The organism is uncultured Streptococcus sp. (assembly GCF_963518475.1).
Lineage (GTDB): Bacteria > Bacillota > Bacilli > Lactobacillales > Streptococcaceae > Streptococcus.
Genome location: NZ_CAUQJA010000001.1, coordinates 1 through 26,549 on the forward strand (window position 1 = coordinate 1; position 26,549 = coordinate 26,549).

General features: G+C 41.1%; 23 protein-coding genes. 17 read left to right on the forward strand and 6 right to left on the reverse strand.

Annotation, left to right across the window (positions count from 1 at the left end):
• Positions 1-109: 109 nt before the first annotated feature.
• From RYK12_RS00005 to pepC, 10 genes are all read left to right on the forward strand, one after another.
• On the forward strand, positions 110-4,501 hold the full coding sequence (locus tag RYK12_RS00005; RefSeq protein WP_314846319.1) for a PolC-type DNA polymerase III: 4,392 nt from the start codon (positions 110-112) through the stop codon (positions 4,499-4,501).
• Between the two features lie 74 nt (positions 4,502-4,575).
• Positions 4,576-5,079 (forward strand): DnaA ATPase domain-containing protein, encoded by a 504-nt coding sequence (locus tag RYK12_RS00010; protein ID WP_314846320.1) that lies wholly within the window; start codon positions 4,576-4,578, stop codon positions 5,077-5,079.
• A gap of 15 nt (positions 5,080-5,094) precedes the next feature.
• The gene (locus tag RYK12_RS00015) at positions 5,095-6,045 is read left to right on the forward strand and encodes a WYL domain-containing protein (protein WP_314846321.1); all 951 of its coding nucleotides are present in this window, start codon (positions 5,095-5,097) and stop codon (positions 6,043-6,045) included.
• A gap of 7 nt (positions 6,046-6,052) precedes the next feature.
• Positions 6,053-7,366 carry a DUF262 domain-containing protein gene (locus RYK12_RS00020; protein ID WP_314846323.1) on the forward strand — a complete coding sequence of 438 codons (1,314 nt, stop codon included), beginning with the start codon at positions 6,053-6,055 and terminating at the stop codon, positions 7,364-7,366.
• On the forward strand, positions 7,360-9,240 hold the full coding sequence (locus RYK12_RS00025) for a DUF262 domain-containing HNH endonuclease family protein (RefSeq protein ID WP_314846325.1): 1,881 nt from the start codon (positions 7,360-7,362) through the stop codon (positions 9,238-9,240). The genes RYK12_RS00020 and RYK12_RS00025 overlap by 7 nt, the downstream gene beginning before the upstream one ends.
• A 73-nt stretch (positions 9,241-9,313) precedes the next feature.
• Positions 9,314-9,466, forward strand: coding sequence for a hypothetical protein (locus RYK12_RS00030; RefSeq protein WP_314846327.1), 153 nt, complete (start codon positions 9,314-9,316; stop codon positions 9,464-9,466).
• A 21-nt stretch (positions 9,467-9,487) separates the two neighbouring features.
• On the forward strand, positions 9,488-10,729 hold the full coding sequence (locus RYK12_RS00035; protein ID WP_314846328.1) for an aminopeptidase: 1,242 nt from the start codon (positions 9,488-9,490) through the stop codon (positions 10,727-10,729).
• Positions 10,730-10,738: 9 nt separating this feature from the next.
• Positions 10,739-10,969, forward strand: a complete 231-nt coding sequence (locus RYK12_RS00040) for a GlsB/YeaQ/YmgE family stress response membrane protein (protein ID WP_000901572.1) — start codon at positions 10,739-10,741, stop codon at positions 10,967-10,969.
• A 223-nt stretch (positions 10,970-11,192) separates the two neighbouring features.
• Positions 11,193-11,915 carry a pseudouridine synthase gene (locus RYK12_RS00045; protein ID WP_314846329.1) on the forward strand — a complete coding sequence of 241 codons (723 nt, stop codon included), beginning with the start codon at positions 11,193-11,195 and terminating at the stop codon, positions 11,913-11,915.
• Between the two features lie 110 nt (positions 11,916-12,025).
• Entirely contained in the window at positions 12,026-13,360 is a 1,335-nt protein-coding gene (pepC, locus tag RYK12_RS00050; RefSeq protein WP_314846330.1) for an aminopeptidase C, read from the forward strand.
• Between the two features lie 205 nt (positions 13,361-13,565).
• On the opposite strand, the gene RYK12_RS00055 is transcribed toward pepC, so the two are convergent.
• From RYK12_RS00055 to RYK12_RS00075, 5 genes are all read right to left on the reverse strand, one after another.
• Positions 13,566-14,477: a PTS system mannose/fructose/sorbose family transporter subunit IID gene (locus tag RYK12_RS00055; RefSeq protein ID WP_000136858.1), complete on the reverse strand. Its 912-nt coding sequence runs from the start codon at positions 14,475-14,477 to the stop codon at positions 13,566-13,568.
• 14 nt (positions 14,478-14,491) lie between these two features.
• Positions 14,492-15,304: a PTS mannose/fructose/sorbose transporter subunit IIC gene (locus RYK12_RS00060; protein ID WP_261182317.1), complete on the reverse strand. Its 813-nt coding sequence runs from the start codon at positions 15,302-15,304 to the stop codon at positions 14,492-14,494.
• A 76-nt stretch (positions 15,305-15,380) separates the two neighbouring features.
• Positions 15,381-16,370 carry a PTS sugar transporter subunit IIB gene (locus RYK12_RS00065; RefSeq protein ID WP_314846331.1) on the reverse strand — a complete coding sequence of 330 codons (990 nt, stop codon included), beginning with the start codon at positions 16,368-16,370 and terminating at the stop codon, positions 15,381-15,383.
• Between the two features lie 233 nt (positions 16,371-16,603).
• The gene (gene adhP / locus RYK12_RS00070) at positions 16,604-17,623 is read right to left on the reverse strand and encodes an alcohol dehydrogenase AdhP (RefSeq protein WP_000649185.1); all 1,020 of its coding nucleotides are present in this window, start codon (positions 17,621-17,623) and stop codon (positions 16,604-16,606) included.
• 224 nt (positions 17,624-17,847) lie between these two features.
• Entirely contained in the window at positions 17,848-18,660 is an 813-nt protein-coding gene (locus tag RYK12_RS00075; protein ID WP_314846332.1) for a Cof-type HAD-IIB family hydrolase, read from the reverse strand.
• Positions 18,661-18,849: 189 nt separating this feature from the next.
• Between RYK12_RS00075 and RYK12_RS00080 the strand changes: the two genes are divergently transcribed.
• The 6 genes from RYK12_RS00080 to folK all read left to right on the forward strand — a co-directional run bounded on the left by RYK12_RS00080 (position 18,850) and on the right by folK (position 24,926).
• Complete coding sequence (locus tag RYK12_RS00080; RefSeq protein WP_314846333.1) at positions 18,850-20,268, forward strand: NCS2 family permease; 1,419 nt, start codon at positions 18,850-18,852, stop codon at positions 20,266-20,268.
• Positions 20,269-20,320: 52 nt separating this feature from the next.
• Positions 20,321-21,028, forward strand: coding sequence for a CPBP family intramembrane glutamic endopeptidase (locus RYK12_RS00085; protein ID WP_314846334.1), 708 nt, complete (start codon positions 20,321-20,323; stop codon positions 21,026-21,028).
• 93 nt (positions 21,029-21,121) lie between these two features.
• Positions 21,122-22,096, forward strand: coding sequence for a dihydropteroate synthase (gene folP / locus RYK12_RS00090; RefSeq protein ID WP_314846335.1), 975 nt, complete (start codon positions 21,122-21,124; stop codon positions 22,094-22,096).
• A 1-nt stretch (position 22,097) separates the two neighbouring features.
• Positions 22,098-23,420, forward strand: a complete 1,323-nt coding sequence (locus tag RYK12_RS00095; protein WP_314846337.1) for a folylpolyglutamate synthase/dihydrofolate synthase family protein — start codon at positions 22,098-22,100, stop codon at positions 23,418-23,420.
• Positions 23,401-23,955, forward strand: coding sequence for a GTP cyclohydrolase I FolE (gene folE / locus RYK12_RS00100; protein ID WP_000380917.1), 555 nt, complete (start codon positions 23,401-23,403; stop codon positions 23,953-23,955). The genes RYK12_RS00095 and folE overlap by 20 nt, the downstream gene beginning before the upstream one ends.
• Before the next feature lie 158 nt (positions 23,956-24,113).
• Positions 24,114-24,926: a 2-amino-4-hydroxy-6-hydroxymethyldihydropteridine diphosphokinase gene (folK, locus tag RYK12_RS00105; protein ID WP_314846339.1), complete on the forward strand. Its 813-nt coding sequence runs from the start codon at positions 24,114-24,116 to the stop codon at positions 24,924-24,926.
• 45 nt (positions 24,927-24,971) lie between these two features.
• On the opposite strand, the gene RYK12_RS00110 is transcribed toward folK, so the two are convergent.
• The gene (locus tag RYK12_RS00110; RefSeq protein WP_000886035.1) at positions 24,972-25,289 is read right to left on the reverse strand and encodes a DUF960 domain-containing protein; all 318 of its coding nucleotides are present in this window, start codon (positions 25,287-25,289) and stop codon (positions 24,972-24,974) included.
• Between the two features lie 237 nt (positions 25,290-25,526).
• On the opposite strand from RYK12_RS00110, the gene ccpA reads away from it, so the two are divergent.
• The gene (gene ccpA / locus RYK12_RS00115) at positions 25,527-26,537 is read left to right on the forward strand and encodes a catabolite control protein A (protein WP_020900851.1); all 1,011 of its coding nucleotides are present in this window, start codon (positions 25,527-25,529) and stop codon (positions 26,535-26,537) included.
• Positions 26,538-26,549 lie beyond the last annotated feature (12 nt).

Here is a 26,549-nt window from a genome sequence, read left to right on the forward strand (position 1 = left end):
AATTTGGGCTTATAGCCCTGGGACAAACCACCCGTTTGACGGGTGGTCATGATTTAGAAATTACCTCTAAATATGGTAAAATAGTAGGAGAATAATGTGAGGAAAATGAATGTCAAACAGTTTTGAAATTTTGATGAATCAACTGGGGGTGCCTGCTGAAATGAGACAGGATCCTGCTTTATCACAAGCTGATATTGAGCGAGTTGTGGTTCATAAAATTAGTAAGGTATGGGAGTTTCATTTCGTATTTTCTAATATTTTACCGATTGAAATCTTTTTAGAAATAAAGAAAGGTTTGAGCGAAGAATTTTCTAAGACAGGCAATAAAGCTATTTTCGAAATCAAGGCTCTGTCTCAAGAATTTTCAAATCAACTCTTGCAGTCCTACTATAGGGAGGCTTTCTCTGAGGGGTCATGTGCTAGCCAAGGTTTTAAGTCCCTTTATCAGAATTTGCGAGTTCGTGCGGAGGGGAATCAACTCTTTATCGAAGGCTCTGAGGCGATTGATAAGGAACACTTTAAGAAGAATCATCTTCCTAATTTAGCGAAACAACTTGAAAAATTTGGTTTTCCAACTTTTAATTGTCAAGTAGAGAAGAATGATGTCCTGACCCAAGAGCAGGAAGAGGCCTTTCATGCTGAAAATGAGCAGATTGTTCAAGCTGCCAATGAGGAAGCGCTCCGTGCTATGGAACAACTAGAACAGATGGCACCTCCTCCAGCGGAAGAGAAACCAGCCTTTGATTTTCAAACGAAAAAAGCTGCAGCTAAACCCAAGCTAGATAAGGCAGAGATTACTCCTATGATCGAAGTGACGACGGAGGAAAATCGTCTGGTCTTTGAAGGGGTTGTGTTTGATGTGGAGCAAAAAGTGACCAGAACAGGGCGTGTTTTGATCAACTTTAAAATGACGGACTACACTTCAAGTTTTTCGATGCAAAAGTGGGTTAAGAACGAGGAAGAGGCTCAGAAGTTTGATTTAATCAAGAAAAACTCTTGGCTCCGAGTTCGTGGGAATGTGGAGATGAATAACTTCACACGTGATTTGACTATGAACGTGCAAGACGTGCAGGAAGTTGTTCACTATGAGCGGAAGGACTTGATGCCAGAAGGTGAGCGTCGAGTTGAGTTTCATGCTCATACTAACATGTCGACCATGGATGCACTACCCGAGGTAGAAGAGATCGTTGCGACAGCTGCTAAGTGGGGACACAAGGCGGTTGCCATCACGGACCATGGAAATGTTCAGTCCTTCCCACACGGTTATAAGGCGGCTAAGAAAGCGGGAATCCAGCTGATCTATGGTATGGAAGCCAATATCGTGGAGGACCGTGTTCCTATCGTCTATAACGAAGTAGAGATGGACTTGTCAGAAGCGACCTATGTGGTCTTTGACGTGGAAACAACGGGACTTTCAGCTATTTATAATGACTTGATTCAGGTTGCGGCCTCTAAGATGTACAAGGGGAATGTTATTGCCGAATTTGATGAATTTATCAATCCTGGTCATCCCTTGTCAGCTTTTACTACTGAGTTGACTGGAATTACAGATGACCATGTCAAAAATGCCAAACCACTAGAACAAGTTTTGCAAGAATTCCAAGAATTCTGCAAGGATACAGTCTTAGTTGCCCATAATGCTACCTTTGACGTTGGCTTTATGAATGCCAATTATGAGCGTCATGGTTTGCCTAAGATTAGTCAACCAGTGATTGATACGCTTGAGTTTGCTAGAAACCTGTATCCTGAGTATAAACGTCATGGTTTGGGGCCTTTGACCAAGCGTTTTGGTGTGGCCTTAGAGCATCACCACATGGCCAACTACGATGCGGAAGCTACTGGTCGTCTGCTCTTTATTTTTATCAAAGAAGTAGCAGAAAAACATGGTGTGACCGATCTAGCTAGACTCAACATTGATTTGATTAGTTCAGATTCTTATAAAAAAGCTCGGATTAAACATGCGACAATTTATGTCAAGAATCAAGTAGGGCTAAAAAATATCTTTAAACTGGTTTCTTTGTCCAATACTAAGTACTTTGAAGGGGTGCCACGAATTCCGAGAACAGTTCTAGATGCCCATCGGGAAGGTTTGATTTTAGGTTCAGCTTGCTCTGAAGGTGAAGTTTTTGACGCAGTCGTTTCCCAAGGTGTGGATGCGGCGGTTGAGGTGGCCAAGTATTATGACTTTATCGAGGTCATGCCACCAGCTATCTATGCGCCATTGATCGCCAAGGAGCAGGTCAAGGATATGGAAGAACTCCAGACCATTATCAAGAGTTTGATAGAGGTGGGAGACCGTCTTGGCAAGCCCGTTTTGGCTACGGGAAATGTCCACTATATCGAACCAGAAGAAGAAATTTACCGTGAAATTATCGTCCGTAGTTTGGGACAGGGGGCGATGATTAACCGAACTATCGGTCATGGGGAACATGCCCAACCAGCACCACTTCCCAAGGCTCATTTTAGAACGACCAATGAAATGTTGGATGAATTTGCCTTCTTGGGAGAGGAACTGGCTCGCAAATTGGTTATTGAAAACACCAATGCCTTGGCAGAAATCTTTGAACCCGTTGAGGTTGTTAAGGGTGACTTGTACACGCCTTTCATCGACAAGGCGGAAGAAACGGTTGCTGAGTTGACCTATAAGAAGGCTTTTGAGATTTATGGAAATCCGCTGCCAGATATTGTTGATTTGCGGATTGAAAAAGAATTAACTTCTATTCTGGGGAATGGATTTGCTGTGATTTATCTGGCATCGCAGATGCTGGTGCAACGTTCCAATGAACGGGGTTACTTGGTTGGTTCTCGTGGGTCTGTTGGGTCCAGTTTCGTTGCTACCATGATTGGGATTACAGAGGTTAATCCTCTCTCTCCACACTATGTCTGTGGTCAGTGTCAGTACAGTGAGTTTATCACAGATGGTTCTTATGGTTCAGGTTTTGATATGCCCAATAAGGACTGTCCAAACTGTGGTCACAAACTCAGCAAAAACGGACAGGATATTCCTTTCGAGACCTTCCTTGGTTTTGATGGGGATAAGGTTCCCGATATTGACTTGAACTTCTCGGGAGAAGACCAGCCTAGCGCCCACTTGGATGTGCGTGATATCTTTGGTGAGGAATATGCCTTCCGTGCAGGAACGGTTGGTACGGTGGCTGCCAAGACTGCCTATGGCTTTGTCAAGGGCTACGAGCGAGATTATGGCAAGTTTTATCGTGATGCAGAGGTGGAACGTCTAGCCCAGGGAGCTGCTGGTGTCAAACGAACGACAGGACAACACCCAGGGGGAATCGTTGTTATTCCTAACTACATGGATGTCTACGACTTTACGCCTGTCCAGTATCCAGCAGATGATGTGACGGCTGAATGGCAGACGACTCACTTTAACTTCCACGATATCGACGAGAACGTCCTCAAACTCGATGTACTGGGACATGATGATCCGACTATGATTCGAAAACTTCAGGACTTGTCTGGTATTGATCCTAATGAAATCCCTATGGATGACGAAGGCGTGATGGCCCTCTTTTCTGGGACTGATGTGCTAGGTGTGACTCCTGAACAAATCGGAACTCCTACGGGAATGCTGGGGATTCCAGAGTTTGGAACCAACTTTGTTCGAGGGATGGTAGATGAAACCCATCCGACAACCTTTGCGGAGTTGCTTCAGCTCTCAGGTCTATCCCATGGTACCGATGTGTGGTTGGGAAATGCCCAGGATTTGATCAAGCAAGGAATTGCGGACCTATCAACCGTTATCGGTTGTCGGGACGATATCATGGTTTACCTCATGCATGCGGGTCTGGAACCTAAGATGGCCTTTACCATCATGGAACGGGTGCGTAAGGGCTTGTGGCTCAAGATTTCTGAAGAAGAGAGAAATGGCTATATCGAAGCTATGAAGGCTAATAAGGTGCCAGAGTGGTATATCGAATCCTGTGGAAAAATTAAGTACATGTTCCCTAAAGCCCATGCGGCAGCCTACGTTATGATGGCCTTGCGTGTAGCTTACTTCAAGGTTCACCATCCGATTTATTACTACTGTGCTTACTTCTCCATTCGTGCTAAGGCTTTTGATATCAAGACTATGGGGGCGGGCTTGGATGCTATCAAGCGCAGAATGGCAGAAATTGCTGAAAAACGGAAGAACAATGAAGCCTCTAATGTGGAGATTGACCTCTATACAACTCTTGAGATTGTCAATGAAATGTGGGAACGTGGTTTCAAGTTTGGGAAGTTAGACCTCTACCGTAGTGATGCGACTGAATTCATCATTGACGGAGATACACTGATTCCACCATTTGTCGCTATGGATGGTCTGGGAGAGAACGTTGCTAAGCAGTTGGTCCGAGCGCGTGAAGAGGGAGAATTCCTCTCTAAAACAGAACTACGCAAGCGTGGTGGACTCTCATCAACCTTGGTTGAAAAGATGGATGAAATGGGTATTCTTGGAAATATGCCAGAGGATAACCAGTTGAGTTTGTTTGATGAGTTGTTTTAAAAAAAATTAACAGACGGACAAATATTGTCCATCTGCTTTGTTATACTATAAGTATAAAAGAAAAAGAGGTTTAAATGATGAACAATACAGGATTAGATAGCAAATATCAATTTGAAAATTTTGTAGAAAAAGATGGTAATGCTTTAGCAAAGAAAGAAGCCTTAGAAGTAGTAAAGAACTTAGGCTTAAAATACAATCCATTTTATATTTATGGGGAATCGGGTTCAGGAAAAACACATCTCTTGCAAGCAATTGGAAATAAGGTTCTTGAGAATAATCCAGAAAAGCGAGTAAAATATATTTCTGCCGAAAACTTATTAGAAAGTGAGCTAGAAATACAAAAAATTAGAGGTGAGGAGTTGGATCTTCTACTAGTAGATGATATTCAGGTATTGGGAGAAAAAGATGATATGATTCAAGAAAAATTTTTTAACCTCTTTAATTCTTTCTTTGGTAGGAAAACGCAAATTGTTTTATCTGGTAATTCTGAACCAGATCAGTTGAAAAATGTTCAATCTCGTTTGATTGTGCGTTTTAAGTGGGGAATGACGGCGTGTCTAACATCGCTTGAAGATTAATAAAAAGGACTTTAGATGAATGATCAAGAGAGACTACTAACAATCTTTTTACGTTTACAGTTTGGAACTCCGTTAGGAAAAAAGCAACTGACTCAGGAATTTGAAGTTAGTGAAAAGACGATACAGAGAGATTTTTCGCTCCTTCGTGATATTTTATCCAGTCATCCCGATTTTAGTGGAGACTTGCTTTATAGTCGTAAAACAAATAAGTATAGCCTATCAAGTAAGTCAGTTTTTAATAAAAAGGATATACTCGTTATTTCAAAGATTTTATTGGAAAATCGAGCACTGAATAGGCCAGAAATTGATAGCTTACTAAAAAATTTACTGATTTTAGTTCCTCGTGATGATCAGAAAGAAATTGAGCAGATTATTGGCAGTGAAAAGCTTAATTATGCTCCCTTAGCGGATCAGCAAAATAGAATAGAGAAAATTTGGAATTTATCAGAGGCTATTTTGCATGAACAGGTTCTAGACATTATCTATCAAAAACCTTATTCTGAGTCTTCTAAGAAGCAGACTGTTTTGCCAGTCTCTCTTTACTATGATAATCATTATTTCTATCTGGTTGTTTACCAGTTGAAACATGCTACTTATATTACTTTAAGAGTAGACCGTATCCAGTCATGGTATCTTAGTGGTATAGAGAAACCTTCTATTTCTTATCGAGATAAATTTAGAGATGGCGACATTCGTAACGAGAGAGTGGATGCTTTTATCGGGAAGAAAATCAGTATTGAAATCGAGTATTTGTACGATCCGACGATTGTGATGGATCAATTTCCAAATGCAAAAATAGTTGGGAAAAATGGCGGCTGGACTCATTTTCAGTTTGAAAGTCAGCATACACCGGGTCTTAAACGCTGGTTGCTGGGACAAGGGGAAGCAGTTACTGTTTTATCTCCTCGGATTTTAGTAGAGGATATGAAGCAAACAGTTCAAGAAATGATAGATAAATATAGATGAGGATAAAATGAGTATTCAATTTACTTCTAAAAAGGTTGGAGAACTATTGAAAAAAGGAAATTTGCGGATTCCTTCTTATCAAAGACCATATAAATGGAACAGAAAACATATCCGTAATCTTTTTTATGATTTACGAGATGCTATGGGGAAAAAGGAATATCAGATTGGTTCCGTTATCTTACATGAAAATGATAGATACTTAGATATTGTCGATGGACAGCAACGGCTAATTTCAATTTCCTTGTTTCTTCATTTATTAGATGATTTAGAGAATTATAAGGGTGCTAAGCAACTGCTGAGTGCTACTGTATCTGGAGAGCTATCTTGCTATCATGCGAGTGAAAATTATAATGAGTGGGAAAATTTGACTCAATTGGTTGGCGAAAATCAGGCAAAAGATATTTGCAATTTTTTATTGGAAAATTGTTCTGTCTCCGTGATTACTATGCCACAGAAACGATTATCTGAAGCCTTTCAGTTATTTGATTCTCAGAATAATCGTGGAAAATCTTTAGAACCTCATGATTTGCTCAAAGCTTATCATCTTCGCAAGCAAGATTCCGAAGATGAAAGAATTGTGGAAAAGTGGGAGCAATTTGTAGAAGATAAAGATTTAAGTCTCAAAGAGTTATTTGATAAACATCTTTTTCGTATGAGACGTTGGTCGAGAGGAGAGACAGGATTGACAAACAAGCGTTATGGTTCTTATCTCCGTTTTACAGAGGATTTTATTGACGATTTTAAAGGTGTTGATTTGAACCAGAATTTTCCATATCTAGAATTGTATCGTCATATTGAAAATCTCCCCATGTACATTACTATGCCAATCATTGATGGAAGTAAATTTTTTGAGTATATTGAATCTGCTCATGAAACTATTAAAAATCATAAAGATTTTTTAAATGCAGAGTTAGGATTTTCTGATGAACCTGAAGGGGAAGAAAAAAATCTAGCTTACCCAGAAGGTATGTTGAACATTTACAATAGCTCAAAGGGACGCTACCTCAAGTGTCACAATATGTTCTTAAATATTTGTTCACTGTTTGCAGAGAGATTTGGAAAAGATGAGTTATCAAAGGAGATAGTAGAGACCTTGTTTATTTGGTCTTATTACCCTCGAGTTAAGTCTAAAGCTATATATGATGCAACGGTAGGGAAATACGCCGCTGGTGGAAGTTTTAGACAAAAAGAGGCTCAAAAGCTATTTCAACTTTTATCCCATGCTGTTACTCCGAATGATTTCATGATCAAGATAGATAGAGAATTATTTGAAAATTATACTGTGGACAAGATTATAGAAGAGGAAAAAGATAAATGGTAGAAACACATATAAGCTTATCAGTTAATCGTTTGTTAAATGAAGATACCTATGCTATCCCTCTTTATCAGAGAAATTTTGCTTGGACTTATGATGAAATTGAGCAGTTATTGAACGACGTAGCAGATGCTTTTCAAGAAAATAGAGACAATTACTATATTGGAACATTAGTCGTTAATAAAGAGAATGACATTTTCAAAATCATAGATGGGCAACAACGAACAACAGCCCTTAATTTGATTGCCTTAGCTTTGAAACATGAGTATGGTTTTGATAGATTGAAAGCTGTCAATCTTACCTTCCCAGCTCGGAAAAAATCAAATGAGAATATTCGAAAATTATTTACTAAGCAAGAAATTTCAGAGGGCGATGAAAATGAGTTGACCAGAGGCTATGGACATGCTAAAGACGCATTGAAAAAAGTGTTAGAAGAGCGCCGTCTTGATCCTCAGTCTTTCGTTGATTATCTTTTTGAGAATGTCATCATTTTTCGGAGTATACTTCCTGAAGATTTAGATTTGAATCTTTATTTCGAACGTTTCAACTCTCGAGGCGAACAACTAGAGGCTCATGAGATTCTCAAGGCACAAATGATGTCTAAATTTGGTGAAGATCAAGAAATGGCACAAAAATTTGCGAGAATTTGGGATGCCTGTGCAGAGTTTGATAAGCCGGTAGCAAGTCAGTTTAAGATGCGACGGAAGAGAGCAGATGACTTTCAAGAACGTGAACGTATTTTTGGATGGCATTTTACAAATTATTCATTTCATAATATTTATAATGATATTGATTTTCATCAAAATGAAAGAAGAAAGTTATCAGATATATTAGGAAAAAAGATAAATGAAAAAAATATAGAAGTAGAAAAAGATTTTGGCGATTATACTACAGTCATTGATTTTCCAACATTCTTACTCCATGTATTGGCAATTGCGGAAGGTAAGAAAACTGATGAGATTCAACTAGATGATAAGAAACTCTTAGCACTATTTGATATAAAAAATAAAGATAAAACTTGGGTTATTGAATTTAGTGAATTTCTTCTTAGAATAAAACATATTTTCGATAATTACATCGTTAGAAACTCGAATACGGATTCTTCAAGTAGAAATAAGGATGAATGGTTTTTACAGAAGGGGGCTTATTATGAATATCAACCTAATGGGAAAGCGAAAGAGCATTACATAGTTGAAGAACGCTTTACTAATAATACGTTTTCGGATTCGGAGATTAACCAAAACATCATTCTTCTCCAATCCATGTTTGCTGTGACCTTTACTGCTAATCGTGATAGTCGTTGGTTATATGAAATCTTGCAATTCTTGTTTAACCATATTGAAGAGTTAAATCAAGCAGAATTTGCTAGTCTGTTTAAGAATTTTCTTGAGAAAATGGCAGTGAGATATGCTGAGGAAAGATTGTTCACAGAAGATAAAACTATCAAAAAATACGGGGCAATTCCTGTTTATGCTTTTAACTTTGTGGATTATATTTTGTGGAAAAATCGTGCCGAATTAGAGAAAGAGTACAAGGATATTAATTTTGATCATTTCAAATTTGCCTATCGCCGTTCCATAGAGCATTGGTATCCTCAGAATCCAAATCGACATGATGGAGAGAGCCAATTACCTGCTGAGTTTTTACATTCTTTTGGCAATCTTTGTATCATTACCGATAGTCAGAACTCCAGGTTTGGTAACTCCTATCCAGAGGCTAAATTAGAACAATGGGAAAGAGAAGGGATATTCCGTCGTCAGAGTTTAAAATTACAGATGATGGCAAAGATAACTTCTAAAAAAAATAGATGGGATATTGGTGAGATTCAATCTATGGAAAAAGAAGTGGAAAGATATGTACAAAATTTTTGTAATAGCTAATTAAAACAAGCTCCAGTAAGCTTGTTTTTTAAAATACCAATATATGTGATATACTAGTAACGGAGGATATTTCATGAAACTAAGAATCTTTGCGGAAGATAAACCTGCTGAAAAGGTTTTTGACTATCAGTTAGAGCTGGTAGATGAAACAATTATTCTATCGACAGCACTCATGTCAGGTGCTATTGCTTTAGCAGGATTATTTTCTGCTTTGAAAGAAAAATAAAAATAGAAAAGGACAAATAAAATGGTTTTACCAAATTTTAAAGAAAATCTAGAAAAATATGCGAAATTGTTGGTTGCGAACGGAATTAATGTGCAACCTGGTCACACTTTGGCTCTCTCTATCGATGTGGAGCAACGTGAGTTGGCTCACTTAATCGTCAAAGAAGCTTATGTCTTGGGTGCGCATGAGGTTATCGTTCAGTGGACAGATGATGTCATTAACCGTGAGAAATTCCTCCATGCGCCGATGGAGCGTTTGGACAATGTGCCAGAATACAAGATTGCTGAGATGAACTATCTTTTGGAGAACAAAGCTAGCCGTCTTGGAGTTCGCTCATCTGATCCAGGTGCTTTGAACGGTGTGGACGCTGATAAGCTTTCAGCTTCTGCTAAAGCTATGGGACTTGCCATGAAGCCAATGCGTATCGCAACTCAATCCAACAAGGTTAGCTGGACTGTAGCAGCCGCTGCTGGACTTGAGTGGGCTAAGAAAGTCTTTCCAAATGCTGCGAGCGACGAAGAAGCAGTCGATCTCCTTTGGGATCAAATCTTCAAAACTTGCCGTGTCTACGAAGCAGATCCTGTTAAGGCTTGGGAAGAGCATGCAGCTATACTCAAGAGTAAGGCAGATATGCTTAATAAAGAACAATTTTCAGCCCTTCACTACACAGCGCCAGGAACAGATTTGACACTTGGTTTGCCGAAAAACCATGTTTGGGAATCAGCTGGTGCTATCAATGCACAGGGTGAAGGATTCTTGCCAAATATGCCGACAGAAGAAGTCTTCACAGCACCTGACTTCCGTCGTGCAGATGGTTATGTCACTTCTACAAAACCGCTTAGCTATAATGGAAATATCATCGAAGGAATTAAAGTAACCTTCAAGGATGGACAAATCGTGGATATTTCAGCTGAGAAGGGTGATCAGGTCATGAAAGACCTTGTCTTTGAAAATGCGGGTGCGCGTGCCTTGGGTGAATGTGCCTTGGTACCAGATCCAAGCCCAATTTCTCAGTCAGGCATTACCTTCTTTAATACCCTTTTCGATGAGAATGCGTCAAATCACTTGGCTATTGGTGCAGCCTATGCAACTAGCGTTGTTGGTGGAGCGGAGATGAGCGAAGAGGAGCTTGAAGCTGCGGGGCTTAACCGTTCAGATGTTCACGTAGACTTTATGATTGGTTCTAACCAAATGGATATCGATGGTATCCGTGAGGATGGGACACGTGTACCACTCTTCCGTAACGGAGATTGGACAAATTAAGGAGATAATATGTTAGGAAGTATGTTCGTTGGTCTCCTAGTGGGATTTTTAGCAGGTACTCTGACCAATCGTGGAGAACGAATGGGATGTTTTGGAAAAATGTTTCTAGGCTGGATTGGTGCCTTTATAGGCCATTTACTTTTTGGGACTTGGGGACCGATAATAGCAGGAACTGCCATTATTCCGGCAGTACTAGGTTCCATGATTGTCTTAGCGATTTTCTGGAGACGAGGAAGTTAATTTCTTAAATCTGATACTCAGTGAAAATCAAAGAGCAAACTAGGAAACTAGCCGCAGGCTGCTCAAAGCACTGCTTTGCGGTTGTAGATAGAACTGACGAAGTCAGTAACATCTATACGGCAAGGCGACGTTGACGCGGTTTGAAGAGATTTTTGAAGAGTATGAAACGAAAAGGAGGTTGGTCATTGTACCCGCCTCCTTTTGAGTGTGATATAATAGTTCTATGAGATTAGATAAATTTTTAGTTGCCTGCGCTGTGGGGAGTCGGACTGAGGTCAAAAACATGCTCAAGGCTGGGCGCGTGACGGTAAATGGTAAAAAAGAAAAATCAGCTAAATTGCAGATTGATGAAGAAATAGATGAGATTCGCTTTGATGGGCAAGTGTTGGAGTATGAAGAGTTTGTCTACTACATGATGAACAAGCCCAAAGGAGTTATCTCAGCGACTGAGGATCCTAAGCACAGAACCGTTCTGGACTTGCTGGATGATATTGCTCGGAGCAAGGAAGTTTTCCCAGTAGGACGCTTGGATATTGACACGCATGGTCTTCTACTCTTGACCAATGATGGTCAGCTGGCCCATGCTCTTCTTTCGCCTAAGCATCATGTGGACAAGACTTATCTGGCACAAGTCAAGGGAATTATGACCCAAGAAGACGTGGAGATATTTGCCAAGGGAATTCCTCTTAAAGACTTTACTTGTCAGCCTGCTATACTGGAGCTTGTGTCCATAGATCAAGAAAAGAATCAAAGCCAAATTCGTGTGACCATTGCAGAAGGGAAGTTTCATCAGGTCAAGCGTATGGTTGGCTACTGTGGCAAGGAAGTAGTAGACTTACAACGTTTGACTATGGGAACGCTAGTATTGGATGAGAACTTACAAAGAGGGGGATGGCGTCGCTTGACCAAGGAAGAGTTAGAAGCTCTCCTTGCGAATATTGCTTAATTTGATTTATATTCGAAAAGGTGAGGAAGAATATCCTTGCCTTTTATGTTTTTCAGTTGCTTCCTTTGTGAAAAGCGTTATAATAGACTGTAGAATAAAAGGAGGAATCTATGAACGCGATTCAAGAATCATTTACTGATAAACTATTTGCCAACTATGAAGCAAATGTAAAATACCAAGCAATTGAAAATGCTGCTAGCCATAATGGAATTTTTGCAGCCCTAGAACGTCGCCAAAGTCATGTAGACAACACACCTGTTTTCTCATTGGATTTGACCAAGGACAAGGTAACCAACCAGAAAGCATCTGGTCGTTGCTGGATGTTTGCAGCTCTCAACACCTTCCGCCACAAGCTCATCTCACAATATAAATTGGAAAATTTTGAGTTATCACAGGCCCACACCTTCTTCTGGGACAAGTATGAGAAATCAAACTGGTTCTTGGAGCAAGTCATTGCGACTGCAGACCAAGACTTGACGAGCCGTAAGGTTAAATTCCTACTTCAAACTCCACAACAAGACGGTGGTCAGTGGGATATGGTCGTTTCTCTCTTTGAGAAATACGGTGTCGTGCCCAAGTCAGTTTATCCTGAGTCTGTTTCATCTAGTAGCAGCCGTGAGCTAAATGCAATCCTTAACAAATTGCTTCGCCAAGATGCTCAAATCTTGCGTGACTTGCTTGCTTCTGGCGCAGACCAAGTGACTGTTCAAGCTAAGAAAGAAGACCTCTTGCAAGAAATCTTTAATTTCCTTGCGATGTCTTTAGGACTTCCACCACGTAAATTTGACTTTGCTTATCGCGATAAAGATAACAACTACCAAAGCGAAAAGGGCATTACACCACAAGAGTTTTATAAGAAATATGTCAATCTTCCTCTAGAAGATTATGTTTCTGTTATCAATGCTCCAACTGCTGACAAGCCTTACGGAAAATCTTATACAGTTGAGATGTTAGGAAATGTGGTTGGTAGCCGTGCGGTTCGTTACATCAACGTGCCGATGGCGCGCTTGAAAGAATTAGCCATTGCTCAAATGCAAGCAGGTGAGACTGTTTGGTTTGGTTCAGATGTCGGTCAGCTCAGCAATCGTAAAGCTGGAATCCTTGCGACAGATGTTTATGACTTTGAATCAAGTATGGACATTAAACTTACTCAAGATAAGGCTGGACGTTTGGACTACAGTGAGAGCTTGATGACCCACGCTATGGTCTTGACAGGTGTTGATTTGGACGAAAATGGCAAATCAATCAAGTGGAAGGTTGAAAACTCATGGGGAGACAAGGTCGGTACAGATGGTTACTTTGTTGCCTCAGACGCTTGGATGGACGAATATACCTACCAGATTGTTGTCCGCAAAGAATTACTGACAGCAGAAGAACAAGCTGCTTATGATGCAGAACCAATTGTGCTTGCCCCATGGGACCCAATGGGAGCCTTGGCTGAATAATACTCTTCGAAAATCTCTTCAAACCACGTCAACTTCGCCTTGCCGTATATATGTTACTGACTTCGTCAGTTCTATCTACAACCTCAAAGCAGTGCTTTGAGCAACCTGCGGCTAGCTTCCTAGTTTGCTCTTTGATTTTCATTGAGTATAAAAGCATAGAAAAAAGGAATCAGGTTTAGAACCTGGTTCCTTTTGAGTTTTTTGATTACATGATACCGAAGAAACGAGCTGCGATACCTACTGCAAAGAGTGCAAGGATGATTGAGATTGGTGATACTTTTTTCTTAAGCAACCACATGCAAAGGAAAGTAAGGAGAAGTCCCATCAATCCTGGAATCAATGAATTTAACTGACCTTGGAGAGTTTGTGGTTGAATCTTATCTAGGCTCAATCCCCCAAGTGCTTGACCAAGGATACCTTTCAATTCAGCACCTGATACAGGACCTTCTGGGAAGTTGATGTAGGCACCTTCAGCCAATTGTTTACCAGGAAGGTTAACAGTAAAGTTAATCGATACCCAACGTTGTACAAGGACGGCAAGAATGAACATACCAAGGATAGAAGCACCTTTAGTGATGTCTTTCAAGATACCACCAGACATGTCTTTAGTGATTTCAGATCCAGCTTTGTAACCAAATTCTTGTGTGTACCATAGGAAGGCCATACGGATAGCGTTCCATCCGAAGAAGAAGAGAAGTGGACCAACCAAGTTACCAGATGCAGCAAGTGATGCACCAAGAGCTCCAAGGATAGGACGAACTGTAAACCAGAATACTGGGTCACCGATACCAGCAAGAGGTCCCATCATACCGATTTTAACCCCTTGGATAGCAGCGTCGTCGATTTCAACACCGTTCGCACGTTCTTCTTCAAGTGCAAGAGTAACCCCCATGATTGGAGCAGCTACGTATGGGTGAGTGTTGAAGAACTCAAGGTGACGCTCAAGAGCAGCAGCTTGGTCTTCTTTAGTAGTGTACAATTTTTTGATAGCTGGGATCAATGAATAAGCCCAACCCAAGTTTTGCATACGCTCGTAGTTCCAAGAACCTTGAAGGAATTGTGAACGCCACCAAACTTTTTTACGATCTGATTTTGATAATTGAAGTTTTTCAGTCATGATTGTTCCCCTTTCTAGTAGTCTTCTAGGATATCACCGATTGGGTCGTTAGAAGTCGCAGCTCCGCCGCCACCGTTACCACCTTGTTTTGAAAGGTTAAGGTAGATGAAGGCAAGGGCAACACCGACTACACCAAGGGCAATCAAAGTCAATTGAGAAATGGCAGCAAAAGCAAAACCGATTGCGAAGAATGGCCATACTTCACGAGTTGCCATCATGTTGATAACCATAGCGTAACCAACGGCAACGACCATAGCACCACCGACAGCCATACCACCGTTCAACCAGTCTGGCATCAATTTAAGAGCATCTTGAACGGCAGAAGCTGGGATAGCGATAAGGAAGGCTGCAGGGATAGCAATACGAAGACCTTGAAGAAGAAGTGCAACAAAGTGAGCACGTTCAACAGCTGCAATATTTCCTTCTTTAGCGGCAGCATCGGCAGTGTGAACCAAACCAACTGAGATTGTACGAACAATCATTGTCAAGAAAAGTCCAGCTACGGCAAGAGGGATAGCTGTTGCTGTTGCAACGGCGATACCTTCAGTAGTAAAGTTACCACCTTTGATCAAGATGATTGCTGCGGCAACAGATGCAAGAGCAGCGTCAGGAGCTACGGCAGCTCCGATGTTTGCCCAACCAAGGGCAATCATTTGAAGTGATCCACCAAGCATAACACCTGCTTCGAGGTTACCAGTTGCAAGTCCGATAAGGGTACATGCGACGATTGGTTGATGGAATTGGAATTGGTCGAGGATACCTTCAAGACCTGCAAGGAAGGCAACAACTACAACCAAGACAGCAGAAATAATTGAAATATCTGACATGGTTTTATTCCTTTTCTATTTAATTATAATAAAGTGAAAAATTTTCTTAGAATTCTTCGATAGTTATTGATGTCTTTTATTGAACGTTGGCTTTATTAATCAAGTCAAACAAATCTTTTTTCGTGTCGTTTGGTACTTTACGTACGTCAAATTCGACACCGAGGTCACGCATTTTTTCAAATGTAGCAACGTCATCTTTGTCCATAGACAAAACGTTGTTGACCATGGTTTTACCTGTTGAGTGAGCCATTGATCCTACGTTAAGGGTCTTGATTGGCACGCCACCTTCGATTGCACGAAGGGCATCTTGAGGTGTTTCAAACAAGATAAGGGCATGTGTTTCTCCAAAGCGTGGGTCTTTTGCAACCTCGATCAATTTTTGAATTGGAACAACATTAGCTCTGACATTATTTGGAGCTGCTTGTTTAATCAATTCTTTACGAAGATCGTCGTTTGCTACGTTATCTGAAGCAACGATGATACGGTCTGCTTTTGAATCTGGAGTCCAAGCAGTTGCAACCTGACCGTGAAGTAAACGAGTGTCTAGACGGGCAAGGTTGATTTTGAGTTTACCATCTCCGATGACAGTTCCTTCTGGGATAGCAGCTTGGGCAACTGGAGCGGCTGCAGCGCTTGCTACTTCCTCAACTGGGTTTAGCTCTTCTGGAAGAGCTTTGATGCCATCTTTGGCTTCTTTAATGATATTAGCAGCGACTTTATCTACACCTGCAGCAGCGTCCATGAGGCGCTCTGTGTAGGCTTGAATTAACATCGGTAAGTTAAGTCCTGTGATGATGGCAAACTTACGCTCAGGATTTTCTCCCATCACGCGACTAGCTTGGTTAAATGGAGATCCACTCCAAAGGTCAGCCAAAACTAGAACCTCATCCTCTGCGTCAAATGCAGCAACAGCGTTATTAAACTTAGCGTATAGATCATCAGGACCTTCATTTGGCATAAAGGTTACAACTTGAACCTTTTCTTGTTCACCAAAGATCATAGATCCTGACTGATGAATACCCGCAGCAAATTCGCCGTGGCTCGCAATAATGATTCCGATACTCATTATTGTCATTCCTCCTTTTTTGTTTTAGTTTTCGTTTAAGAAAACTTTAAGACTTTTTAAGTATAAACCGTTTTCATATAAAAAGCAACTATTTATCATAAAAAATTAAAAAGCTTTTATTTGCAGATGTTGACATATTAAGTTTTTGAGGAGTAATTTTGAATTCTTATTTAAAAATTTAATATAAAAAAGTTGGAAATGCATTCCAACTTTTAAAATAGATTTCTATTAGATTAGTGGGTGAAGTCGAGTACCATACGTCCTTGGATTTGACCTTTTTCCATTTCGTCGAAAATGGCTACGGCATCTTCTATTGGACGTTTTTGAACAACTGGAACTACTAAACCTTCTGCACCGAATTGGAAGGCTTCTTCCAAGTCTTTACGAGTTCCAACAAGAGAACCGATGACTTGGATTCCATCTAGAACAGTTTTGACGATGCTGAGTTCCATCATTTCAGAAGGAAGACCAACAGCGACTACGCGACCACCGGCACGAACTGAGTCAACAGCCTGGTTGAAGGCAACTTTAGACACAGCAGTTACGACAGCTGAATGAGCTCCACCATCAGTTTTTTCCTTGATGAGTCCAGGTACATCTTCAACTTCTAGGCCGTTAATAACAATGTCAGCACCTACTTCTTTTGCAAGGGCAAGTTTGTCGTTATTGATATCAACTGCGATGACATGAGCATTGAATACTTTTTTAGCATATTGAACAGCTAGGTTACCAAGTCCACCAGCACCGTAAAGGACAACCCATTGGCCTGGTTCAACTTTTGCTTCTTTAATAGCTTTATAGGTTGTTACACCAGCACATGTGATAGAGGAAGCTTGGGCTGGATCAAGTCCGTCAGGAACTTTGACAGCATAGTCTGCAGTTACGATACATTGTTCAGCCATACCACCATCTACTGAGTAGCCGGCATTTTTCACTGTACGGCAAAGGGTTTCGCGACCAGTTGTACAGTATTCGCAAGTGCCACATCCTTCAAAGAACCAAGCAACGCTGACGCGGTCGCCGACTTTAAGGCTTTTAACATCTGGGGCAATTTCCTTAACGATACCAACACCTTCGTGTCCTAGGACGCGGCCTGGTACTTGACCAAAGTCGCCATGGGCAACGTGGAGGTCAGTGTGGCAAACACCACAGTATTCAATTTCTACAAGTGCTTCCCCAGTTTCAAGTGGACGGAGTACTTTTTCTTCAACAGCAACACCAGTGCTTTCTGGATTTACAACAACAGCTTTCATAGCTATCCTCCTTGATATTGGCCGAGAACAGGGACAACAGGACTGGATTGATTTTGTGTCAACAGAGTCGAGTATGACGAGCTCTCTTGTATTTATATGTGAAGTATATCACAAAAGAAAGCCTTTTCCAAGGTTTTGGAGGTGAAAAATAGAACAATCGATTAACCGGTTGATGAGACTGTGAAAAGAGCACAAAGACCAGCTCGCAAGCTGGTCAGTATGGATTATAAGAATAAGTCTTGCAGGGTTTTTGCAACCCCATCTTGGTCATTTGTCAAGGAAATTTGCTCATCTGCATAAGGGAGTAGCTCTGGGTTGGCATTTTTCATTGCATAACCTTTCCCAGCAAAAGCAAGCATTTCGGTATCATTGTGTTCATCACCAAAGGCAATCAAATCTTTTTTGTCACGATTCATTACCTTGAGCAAGTAGTCTAAGGCGAAGGCCTTATTGACCCCTTTTGGGGTACACTCAAGGATATTGAGTGGGCCTCCCCAGGTATTAATAGAAAGTTGATGCTGGTAGAAGGCGTTCATTTCTTTTGCCAAGGCATATTTGTCACTGGCTCTGGTCTGCAAGAGGATACAGTTAGGATCCTTGGTTACCAACTCAGGCTGAAATTGATCTTCAGGCTGGAAAGCTTCTACCCCAAATAGTTTGGGATTGGCAATTTCTTCATTAGGATTTGTAATGTAGAATTTTTTACGGTATTCTCCAGCGATAAAATCGGCTTGAATGTCCTCTGAACGTTGAACCATATCTAGCAGATATTTTTTGTCTACCGTCAAACACTTTTCAAAGTTCCAAACTTGGTCTGGTAAATGAGTAAGGGAGCCGTTGAAATTAATCATAGGAGTGTTTAAGCCTAGTTCACGGTAGAAATCTTTTGACATGCGGTAAGGGCGCCCTGTCGTAATAATAACTTGATGGCCTTTTTCAGCAACTTTTTTGATGGTTTTTTTGGTAAAGTCAGAAATTTGACTGTCTGAGTTGAGCAGGGTTCCATCCAGGTCAACTGCAATAATTTTTTTCGTCATATAAACCTTTCTAGTGTCTTTCCAGATAAGATGTCTACTATTATAACAAAAAGCAGGCAGAAAAACAGATTCCAAACAAAAAATAAAATTCCATCAAATTCTTAAATAAATCAAACAAAGATATTGAAAAAGTGAATGATAAATGATATAATTCTATTATTGTTCGTAAAAATTAAAAGGAGATTGATAATGGACAAATTATTTAAACTAAAAGAGAACGGTACAGACGTTCGTACAGAGGTTCTCGCTGGTTTAACAACTTTCTTTGCAATGAGTTATATTCTCTTTGTAAACCCACAAATTCTTTCGCAAACAGGAATGCCTGCTCAGGGTGTATTCCTCGCAACGATTATCGGTGCAGTTGCTGGTACCCTGATGATGGCCTTCTATGCTAACTTACCTTATGCTCAAGCGCCAGGTATGGGACTCAATGCCTTCTTTACCTTTACAGTCGTATTTGGACTTGGTTATTCATGGCAAGAAGCCTTGGCTATGGTCTTCATTTGTGGGGTCATCTCATTGATTATTACCTTGACAAATGTTCGTAAAATGATCATTGAATCGATTCCAAATGCCCTTCGCTCAGCTATTTCAGCTGGTATCGGTGTCTTCCTTGCCTACGTGGGGATTAAGAATGCTGGACTTTTGAAATTCACGATTGATCCAGGAAACTATACTGTTTTGGGAGAAGGGGCTGACAAAGCTAAAGCAACGATTGCAGCAAACTCTTCAGCAGTTCCAGGATTGGTTGACTTTAATAACCCAGCTGTTTTGGTGGCACTTGCAGGACTGGCCATTACAATCTTCTTTGTTATCAAAGGAATTAAAGGGGGAATTATCCTCTCTATCTTGACAACAACTATTCTTGCTATCGCAGTTGGTTTGGTAGATTTGTCAAGCATCGATTTTGCTAATAACCATGTTGGTGCAGCCTTTGAAGACTTGAAGACAGTCTTTGGTGCAGCTCTTGGTTCAGAAGGTTTGGGAGCTTTGATTTCAGATACTGCTCGCTTGCCTGAAACTCTGATGGCCATTCTTGCCTTCTCATTGACAGATATTTTTGATACGATTGGTACCTTGATTGGTACAGGTGAAAAAGTTGGTATCGTAGCGACAAATGGTGAAAATCACCAATCAGCTAAGTTGGATAAGGCTCTTTACTCTGACTTGATTGGTACTTCAATTGGTGCCATCGCTGGTACTTCGAACGTAACGACTTATGTTGAGTCTGCTGCTGGTATCGGTGCAGGTGGACGTACTGGTTTGACAGCCTTGGTTGTAGCTATCTGTTTTGCGATCTCAAGCTTCTTTAGCCCACTTCTAGCGATTGTACCAACAGCCGCTACAGCTCCAATCTTGATTATCGTTGGGATTATGATGTTGGCTAGCTTGAAAAATATCCATTGGGACGATATGTCTGAAGCGGTTCCTGCTTTCTTCACATCTATCTTTATGGGATTCAGCTACTCTATCACTCAAGGGATTGCAGTTGGTTTCTTGACTTACACTTTGACTAAGCTTGTCAAAGGTAAAGCTAAAGATGTTCATGTCATGATTTGGATTTTGGATGCCTTGTTTATCCTTAACTACATCAGTATGGCCTTATAATAGGATAACCCAGGGGGATTTTTCCCCTTTTTTAATACAAAGGAGATGGGTGATGAAAGAGAAAAATATGTGGAAAGAATTATTGAATCGTGCAGGCTGGTTGTTAATCTTTTTGCTGGCGACAATTTTATATCAGATTCCTATAGGAGTTACTGCTATTTTAACTTTAAATGCAGTACCACTGTTGCAGTCAGGACTGATAGTTGCTGGTATTTCGATTGTGGTTCTGGTGCTATTTATTATTGGAGCTCGTAAAACACAATTAGCAAGTTTTAATTTTTCTTTTTTTAGAGCTAAGGATTTGGCACGTTTGGGATTAAGTTATTTAGTCATTATCTGTTCAAATATACTTGGTTCTATCTTGTTACAACTGTCAAATGAGACGACAACAGGGAACCAGTCTCAGATTAACGATATGGTTCATAATAGTTCTCTGATTTCCAGTTTCTTCTTGTTGGCCTTGCTTGCTCCAATTTGTGAGGAAATCTTGTGCCGTGGGATTGTTCCTAAAAAGATTTTCCGAGGCAAGGAGAATTTGGGATTTGTAGTCGGTACGATTGTGTTTGCTTTATTGCATCAACCAAGTAATTTACCTTCTTTATTGATTTATGGAGGTATGTCGATCGTTCTATCTTGGACGGCTTACAAGACCCAACGTTTGGAAATGTCTATCTTACTTCACATGATTGTGAATGGGGTTGCTTTCTGTTTGTTGGCTCTCGTGGTGATTTTGAGTCGGACATTAGGGATCTCTGTTTAAGATTTTTGACAATTGCTTACTTGTTTCTACTGGGAAAAAGATGAATGCAATCGTGTCCATCTTTTTCTTTTTATGGTAAAATAGAGAAATAATATGGTGAAAAGCCTTGAGGGAGTGACCGATATGTTAAGTAAAGCCAATCATGCAAAGACAGCTATTTGCGGAATTATCAATGTAACCCCAGACTCCTTTTCGGACGGTGGTCAATTTTTTGCTCTTGAGCAGGCGCTCCAGCAGGCTCGTAAATTGATAGCAGAAGGGGCTAGTATGCTAGATATCGGTGGAGAATCGACTCGGCCGGGAAGTAGCTATGTTGAGATAGAAGAGGAAATCCAGCGTGTTGTTCCAGTGATTAAAGCGATTCGTAAGGAAAGTGATGTCCTCATTTCTATTGATACTTGGAAAAGTCAGGTGGCAGAGGCTGCTTTGGCTGCTGGTGCCAATCTAGTCAACGATATCACTGGTCTCATGGGTGATGAAAAAATGGCTCATGTGGTAGCTGAAGCGAGAGCGCAAGTGGTCATCATGTTTAATCCAGTCATGGCGCGACCTCAGCATCCTAGCTCGCTCATATTTCCTCATTTTGGTTTTGGACAAGCTTTTACAGAGGAAGAGTTAGCTGACTTTGAAATATTGCCAATCGAAGACTTGATGGAGGCTTTCTTTGACAGAGCCTTAGCGAGAGCGAATCAAGCTGGAATCGCACAAGAAAATATCCTGTTGGATCCAGGAATCGGCTTTGGTCTGACCAAGAAAGAAAATTTGCTTCTTTTACGGGACCTGGATAAACTCCATCAGAAGGGCTATCCAATCTTTCTTGGAGTGTCGCGCAAGCGGTTTGTCATCAACATCCTTGAAGAAAATGGTTTTGAAGTCAATCCTGAGACAGAACTTGGTTTCCGCAATCGGGACATGGCTTCGGCTCATGTAACTAGTATTGCTGCAAGACAGGGTGTAGAAGTGGTGCGCGTGCATGACGTAGCTAGTCACAGGATGGCAGTTGAAATTGCCTCCGCCATTCGTTTGGCTGATGAAGCGGAAAATTTAGATTTAAAACAATATAAATAAGATGAAAGAAATCGAAAACAATCAGTGGATTGCTAACTACCGGACGGATCAACCGCATTTTGGCTTGGAACGAATGGTGGAACTGTTGGCGTTGCGTGGAAATCCCCATCTCAAACTCAAGGTCATCCATGTCGGAGGGACCAATGGCAAGGGTTCGACCATTGCTTTTTTGAAAAATATGCTAGAAAAGATGGGGCTGAGAGTTGGTGTTTTCAGCTCACCCTATCTCATTCATTACACAGATCAGATTAGCATCAATGGGGAATCTATCCCAGAGGCTAGACTAGAAGCCCTCATGGCAGACTATCAGTCTTTGTTGGAAGGGGAATCGGCTACCAATTTGCAGGGGACAACTGAGTTTGAAATAATTACAGCTATAGCCTATGATTACTTTGCCTCAGAGCAAGTAGATGTGGCTATCATGGAAGTCGGCATGGGTGGGCTTTTAGATAGTACCAATGTCTGTCAGCCCATTTTGACAGGAATTACGACTATTGGATTGGACCATATAGCCCTACTTGGTGACACCTTGGAAGCTATAGCAGAGCAGAAAGCTGGTATTATCAAACAAGGTATTCCCTTGGTGACAGGTCGTATCGCTCCAGAAGCTTTGGCTGTGATTGACCGCATTGCGGAAGGGAAAGATGCGCCGAGATTTGCTTACGGGACAGATTATCAGGTCAGCCATCAAAAGAGTATGGTTACAGGCGAAGTCTTTGACTATACAAGTGTTGTCAGACAAGGTCGCTTCCAGACTGGCCTGCTTGGTTTGCACCAAATAGAGAATGCTGGGATGGCCATAGCTTTACTTGATAATTTTTGTCAAGAAGATGGTCGAGAACTAGCAAGCAATCACTTGCTTGTTCAAGCCTTGGAAGAAACAAGTTGGCCAGGGCGTTTGGAAATCGTGTCAAGAGATCCCTTGATGATTTTGGATGGGGCTCACAATCCCCACGCTATCAAGGCTTTATTACCAACCTTGCAAGAACGCTTTGCGAATTATCGTAAGGAAATCCTCTTTACTTGTATCAAAACCAAGGCCTTGGAAGATATGTTGGATTTGTTGGAGAAAATCCCAGATACCGAGCTTACTCTAACACATTTTGCGGATAGTCGGGCGACTGATGAAAGCGTGCTGGAAGAGGCAGCTAAGTCTAGAAATCTCAGCTACCAAGGTTGGCAGGATTTTCTAGAGCAGAAATTGACAGATAAAACAGAAGAGAAACAAACAGTTAGGATTGTCACAGGTTCCTTGTATTTCTTGAGCCAAGTGAGAGCCTATCTGATGGAGAGGAAGAACGAGAATGGATACACAAAAGATTGAAGCAGCTGTAAAAATGATTATCGAGGCTGTAGGAGAGGACGCTAACCGCGAGGGTTTGCAGGAAACACCTGCTCGTGTAGCCCGTATGTACCAAGAGATTTTTTCAGGTCTTGGCCAAACAGCGGAGGAACATTTGTCAAAATCCTTTGAGATTATTGATGACAACATGGTAGTAGAAAAGGATATCTTTTTCCACACCATGTGTGAGCACCACTTCTTGCCATTTTATGGTAGAGCGCACATTGCCTACATTCCAGATGGTCGTGTGGCAGGCTTGTCTAAACTAGCCCGTACGGTTGAAGTTTATTCTAAAAAACCACAAATTCAAGAACGATTGAATATCGAAGTGGCCGATGCCTTGATGGAGTATCTGGGTGCTAAGGGAGCCTTTGTTGTTATTGAGGCGGAACATATGTGTATGAGCATGCGTGGTGTCAGAAAACCAGGCACTGCAACCTTGACGACAGTAGCTCGTGGTTTATTTGAAACAGATAAGGACCTCCGAGATCAGGCTTATCGTTTAATGGGACTATAATACTCTTCGAAAATCAAATTCAAACCACGTCAGCTTCCATCTGCAACCTCAAAATAGTGTTTTGAGCAGTCTGCGGCTAGCTTCTTAGTTTGCACTTTGATTTTCATTGAGTATAAAAAGAATCCGCTTGGGGCGGATTTTTCTAGAAAGGAATCATTATGGATCAACTGCAGATTAAGGATTTGGAAATTTTTGCCTATCATGGTCTTTTTCCCAGTGAGAAAGAATTGGGGCAGAAGTTTGTTATTTCCGCAATCCTATCCTATGATATGACCAAGGCGGCTACAGACTTGGATTTAACAGCCTCTGTCCATTACGGAGAATTGTGTCAGCAGTGGACGACTTGGTTTCAGGAAACAACTGAGGACTTGATTGAAACGGTAGCCTACAAACTGGTAGAACGTACTTTTGAGGCTTATCCTCTTATCCAAGAAATTAAGCTGGAACTGAAAAAACCTTGGGCGCCAGTGCATTTGCCACTAGATACTTGCTCGGTAACCATTCATCGTCGCAAGCAACGAGCCTTTATCGCCCTAGGAAGCAATATGGGAGATAAACAAGCAAATTTGAAACAAGCCATTGACAAACTGCGAGCTCGTGGCATCCATATTCTCAAAGAGTCCAGTGTCTTAGCGACGGAGCCTTGGGGTGGTGTGGAGCAAGATAACTTTGCTAATCAAGTGGTTGAGGTTGAAACCTGGTTGCCGGCCCCAGTTCTATTAGAGACCTTGTTAGCCATTGAGTCAGAGATGGGACGGGTGCGAGAAGTACATTGGGGGCCTCGTTTGATTGATTTGGACTTGCTCTTTGTGGAGGATCAGGTCCTTTATACAGATGACCTTATTTTGCCCCATCCTTACATAGCGGAACGCCTTTTTGTACTTGAGTCTCTACAAGAAATTGCACCTCATTTTATCCATCCTACATTAAGGCAACCTATTCGCAACTTGTATAATGCTTCGAAAAAATAGGAAAAACTCTAGTTTTCAGTCGCTTGTAACTGAAGGCTAGAGTTTTTAAAATAGGTCATTTTCTTCTGGGAGGAGGATAGTTTCTCTACCGTCCATATCTAAAACTAGGACTCTCGGGGGATAAAGAGGGTCAAAGGGATGGTTAAAATCAAAATCAATGGCTGTAGGGAGGTGTTGACTTGAGAAGTGGAAGGTAATTTTTCCTTGGTTATTGAGCAATTGAAACTCGAGTTCTTCTTCCAATTCAAAGACATTTTTTAAGAAGTGGTCAATAATATACCAAAAAGAGTCAATGACATCATCAGGTAAGCTGGTTACAATGCCAAAACTAGCCGACCGCATGTGGGTATTGGTAAAAGCCATATTTCTGCCCCCCTTTCTTTTCCCTTATCATACAGCAAATAGGATTAAAAATCAAGAAAAGGTGATTTTTTCTTCATAAACATAGCTTCCTATGAAATTTTTTCAAATAATCTTCAAAAAAAGCTTGAAAGTGTTTACAAATAGTGATAAAATGGAATAAGTAGAATCATGAAAACGAAATTTTCATACCGTCTCTTTTTTAGAGTCTCGTGAGGTATGATATAGAAAGGAAATGGAATGAATACAGACGATACAGTAACGATTTATGATGTCGCCCGTGAAGCAGGGGTTTCAATGGCGACGGTTAGCCGTGTAGTCAATGGCAATAAGAATGTAAAAGAGAATACTCGTAAAAAAGTGCTTGAGGTAATTGATCGTTTGGATTACCGTCCAAATGCCGTGGCGCGTGGTCTTGCAAGTAAAAAGACAACTACTGTCGGTGTCGTGATTCCAAATATCACCAATGGTTATTTCTCAACGCTTGCTAAAGGGATTGATGATATCGCTGAAATGTACAAGTACAATATCGTCCTTGCCAATAGTGATGAGGATGATGACAAGGAAGTTTCAGTTGTCAATACACTGTTTTCTAAGCAAGTGGATGGTATCATCTTTATGGGGTACCACTTGACTGAAAAAATTCGTTCAGAGTTTTCTCGTTCTCGAACACCAGTTGTTCTTGCAGGAACTGTGGATGTAGAACATCAACTCCCAAGTGTCAATATTGACTACAAACAAGCTACGATTGACGCAGTGACCTACCTTGCTAAAGAGAACGAGCGCATTGCTTTCGTAAGCGGTCCACTAGTGGATGATATCAATGGTAAGGTTCGTTTGGTTGGCTACAAGGAAGCCTTGAAAAAAGCAGGGATTTCTTATAGCGAAGGGCTGGTATTTGAGTCTAAATACACTTATGAAGATGGCTATGCCTTGGCTGAACGCTTGATTTCATCGAATGCAACTGCAGCAGTTGTAACAGGCGATGAATTGGCAGCAGGTGTCTTGAATGGTTTGGCTGACCACGGTGTGTCAGTGCCGGAAGAGTTTGAAATCATTACGAGTGATGATTCACAAATCTCACGCTTTACTCGTCCAAACTTGACAACTATTGCCCAACCTCTTTATGACCTTGGTGCCATCAGTATGCGTATGTTGACGAAGATTATGCACAAGGAAGAATTGGAAGAACGTGAAGTTCTCTTACCTCATGGATTAACAGAACGTCGTTCAACACGAAAACGTAAATAGAAAAAATCAGGG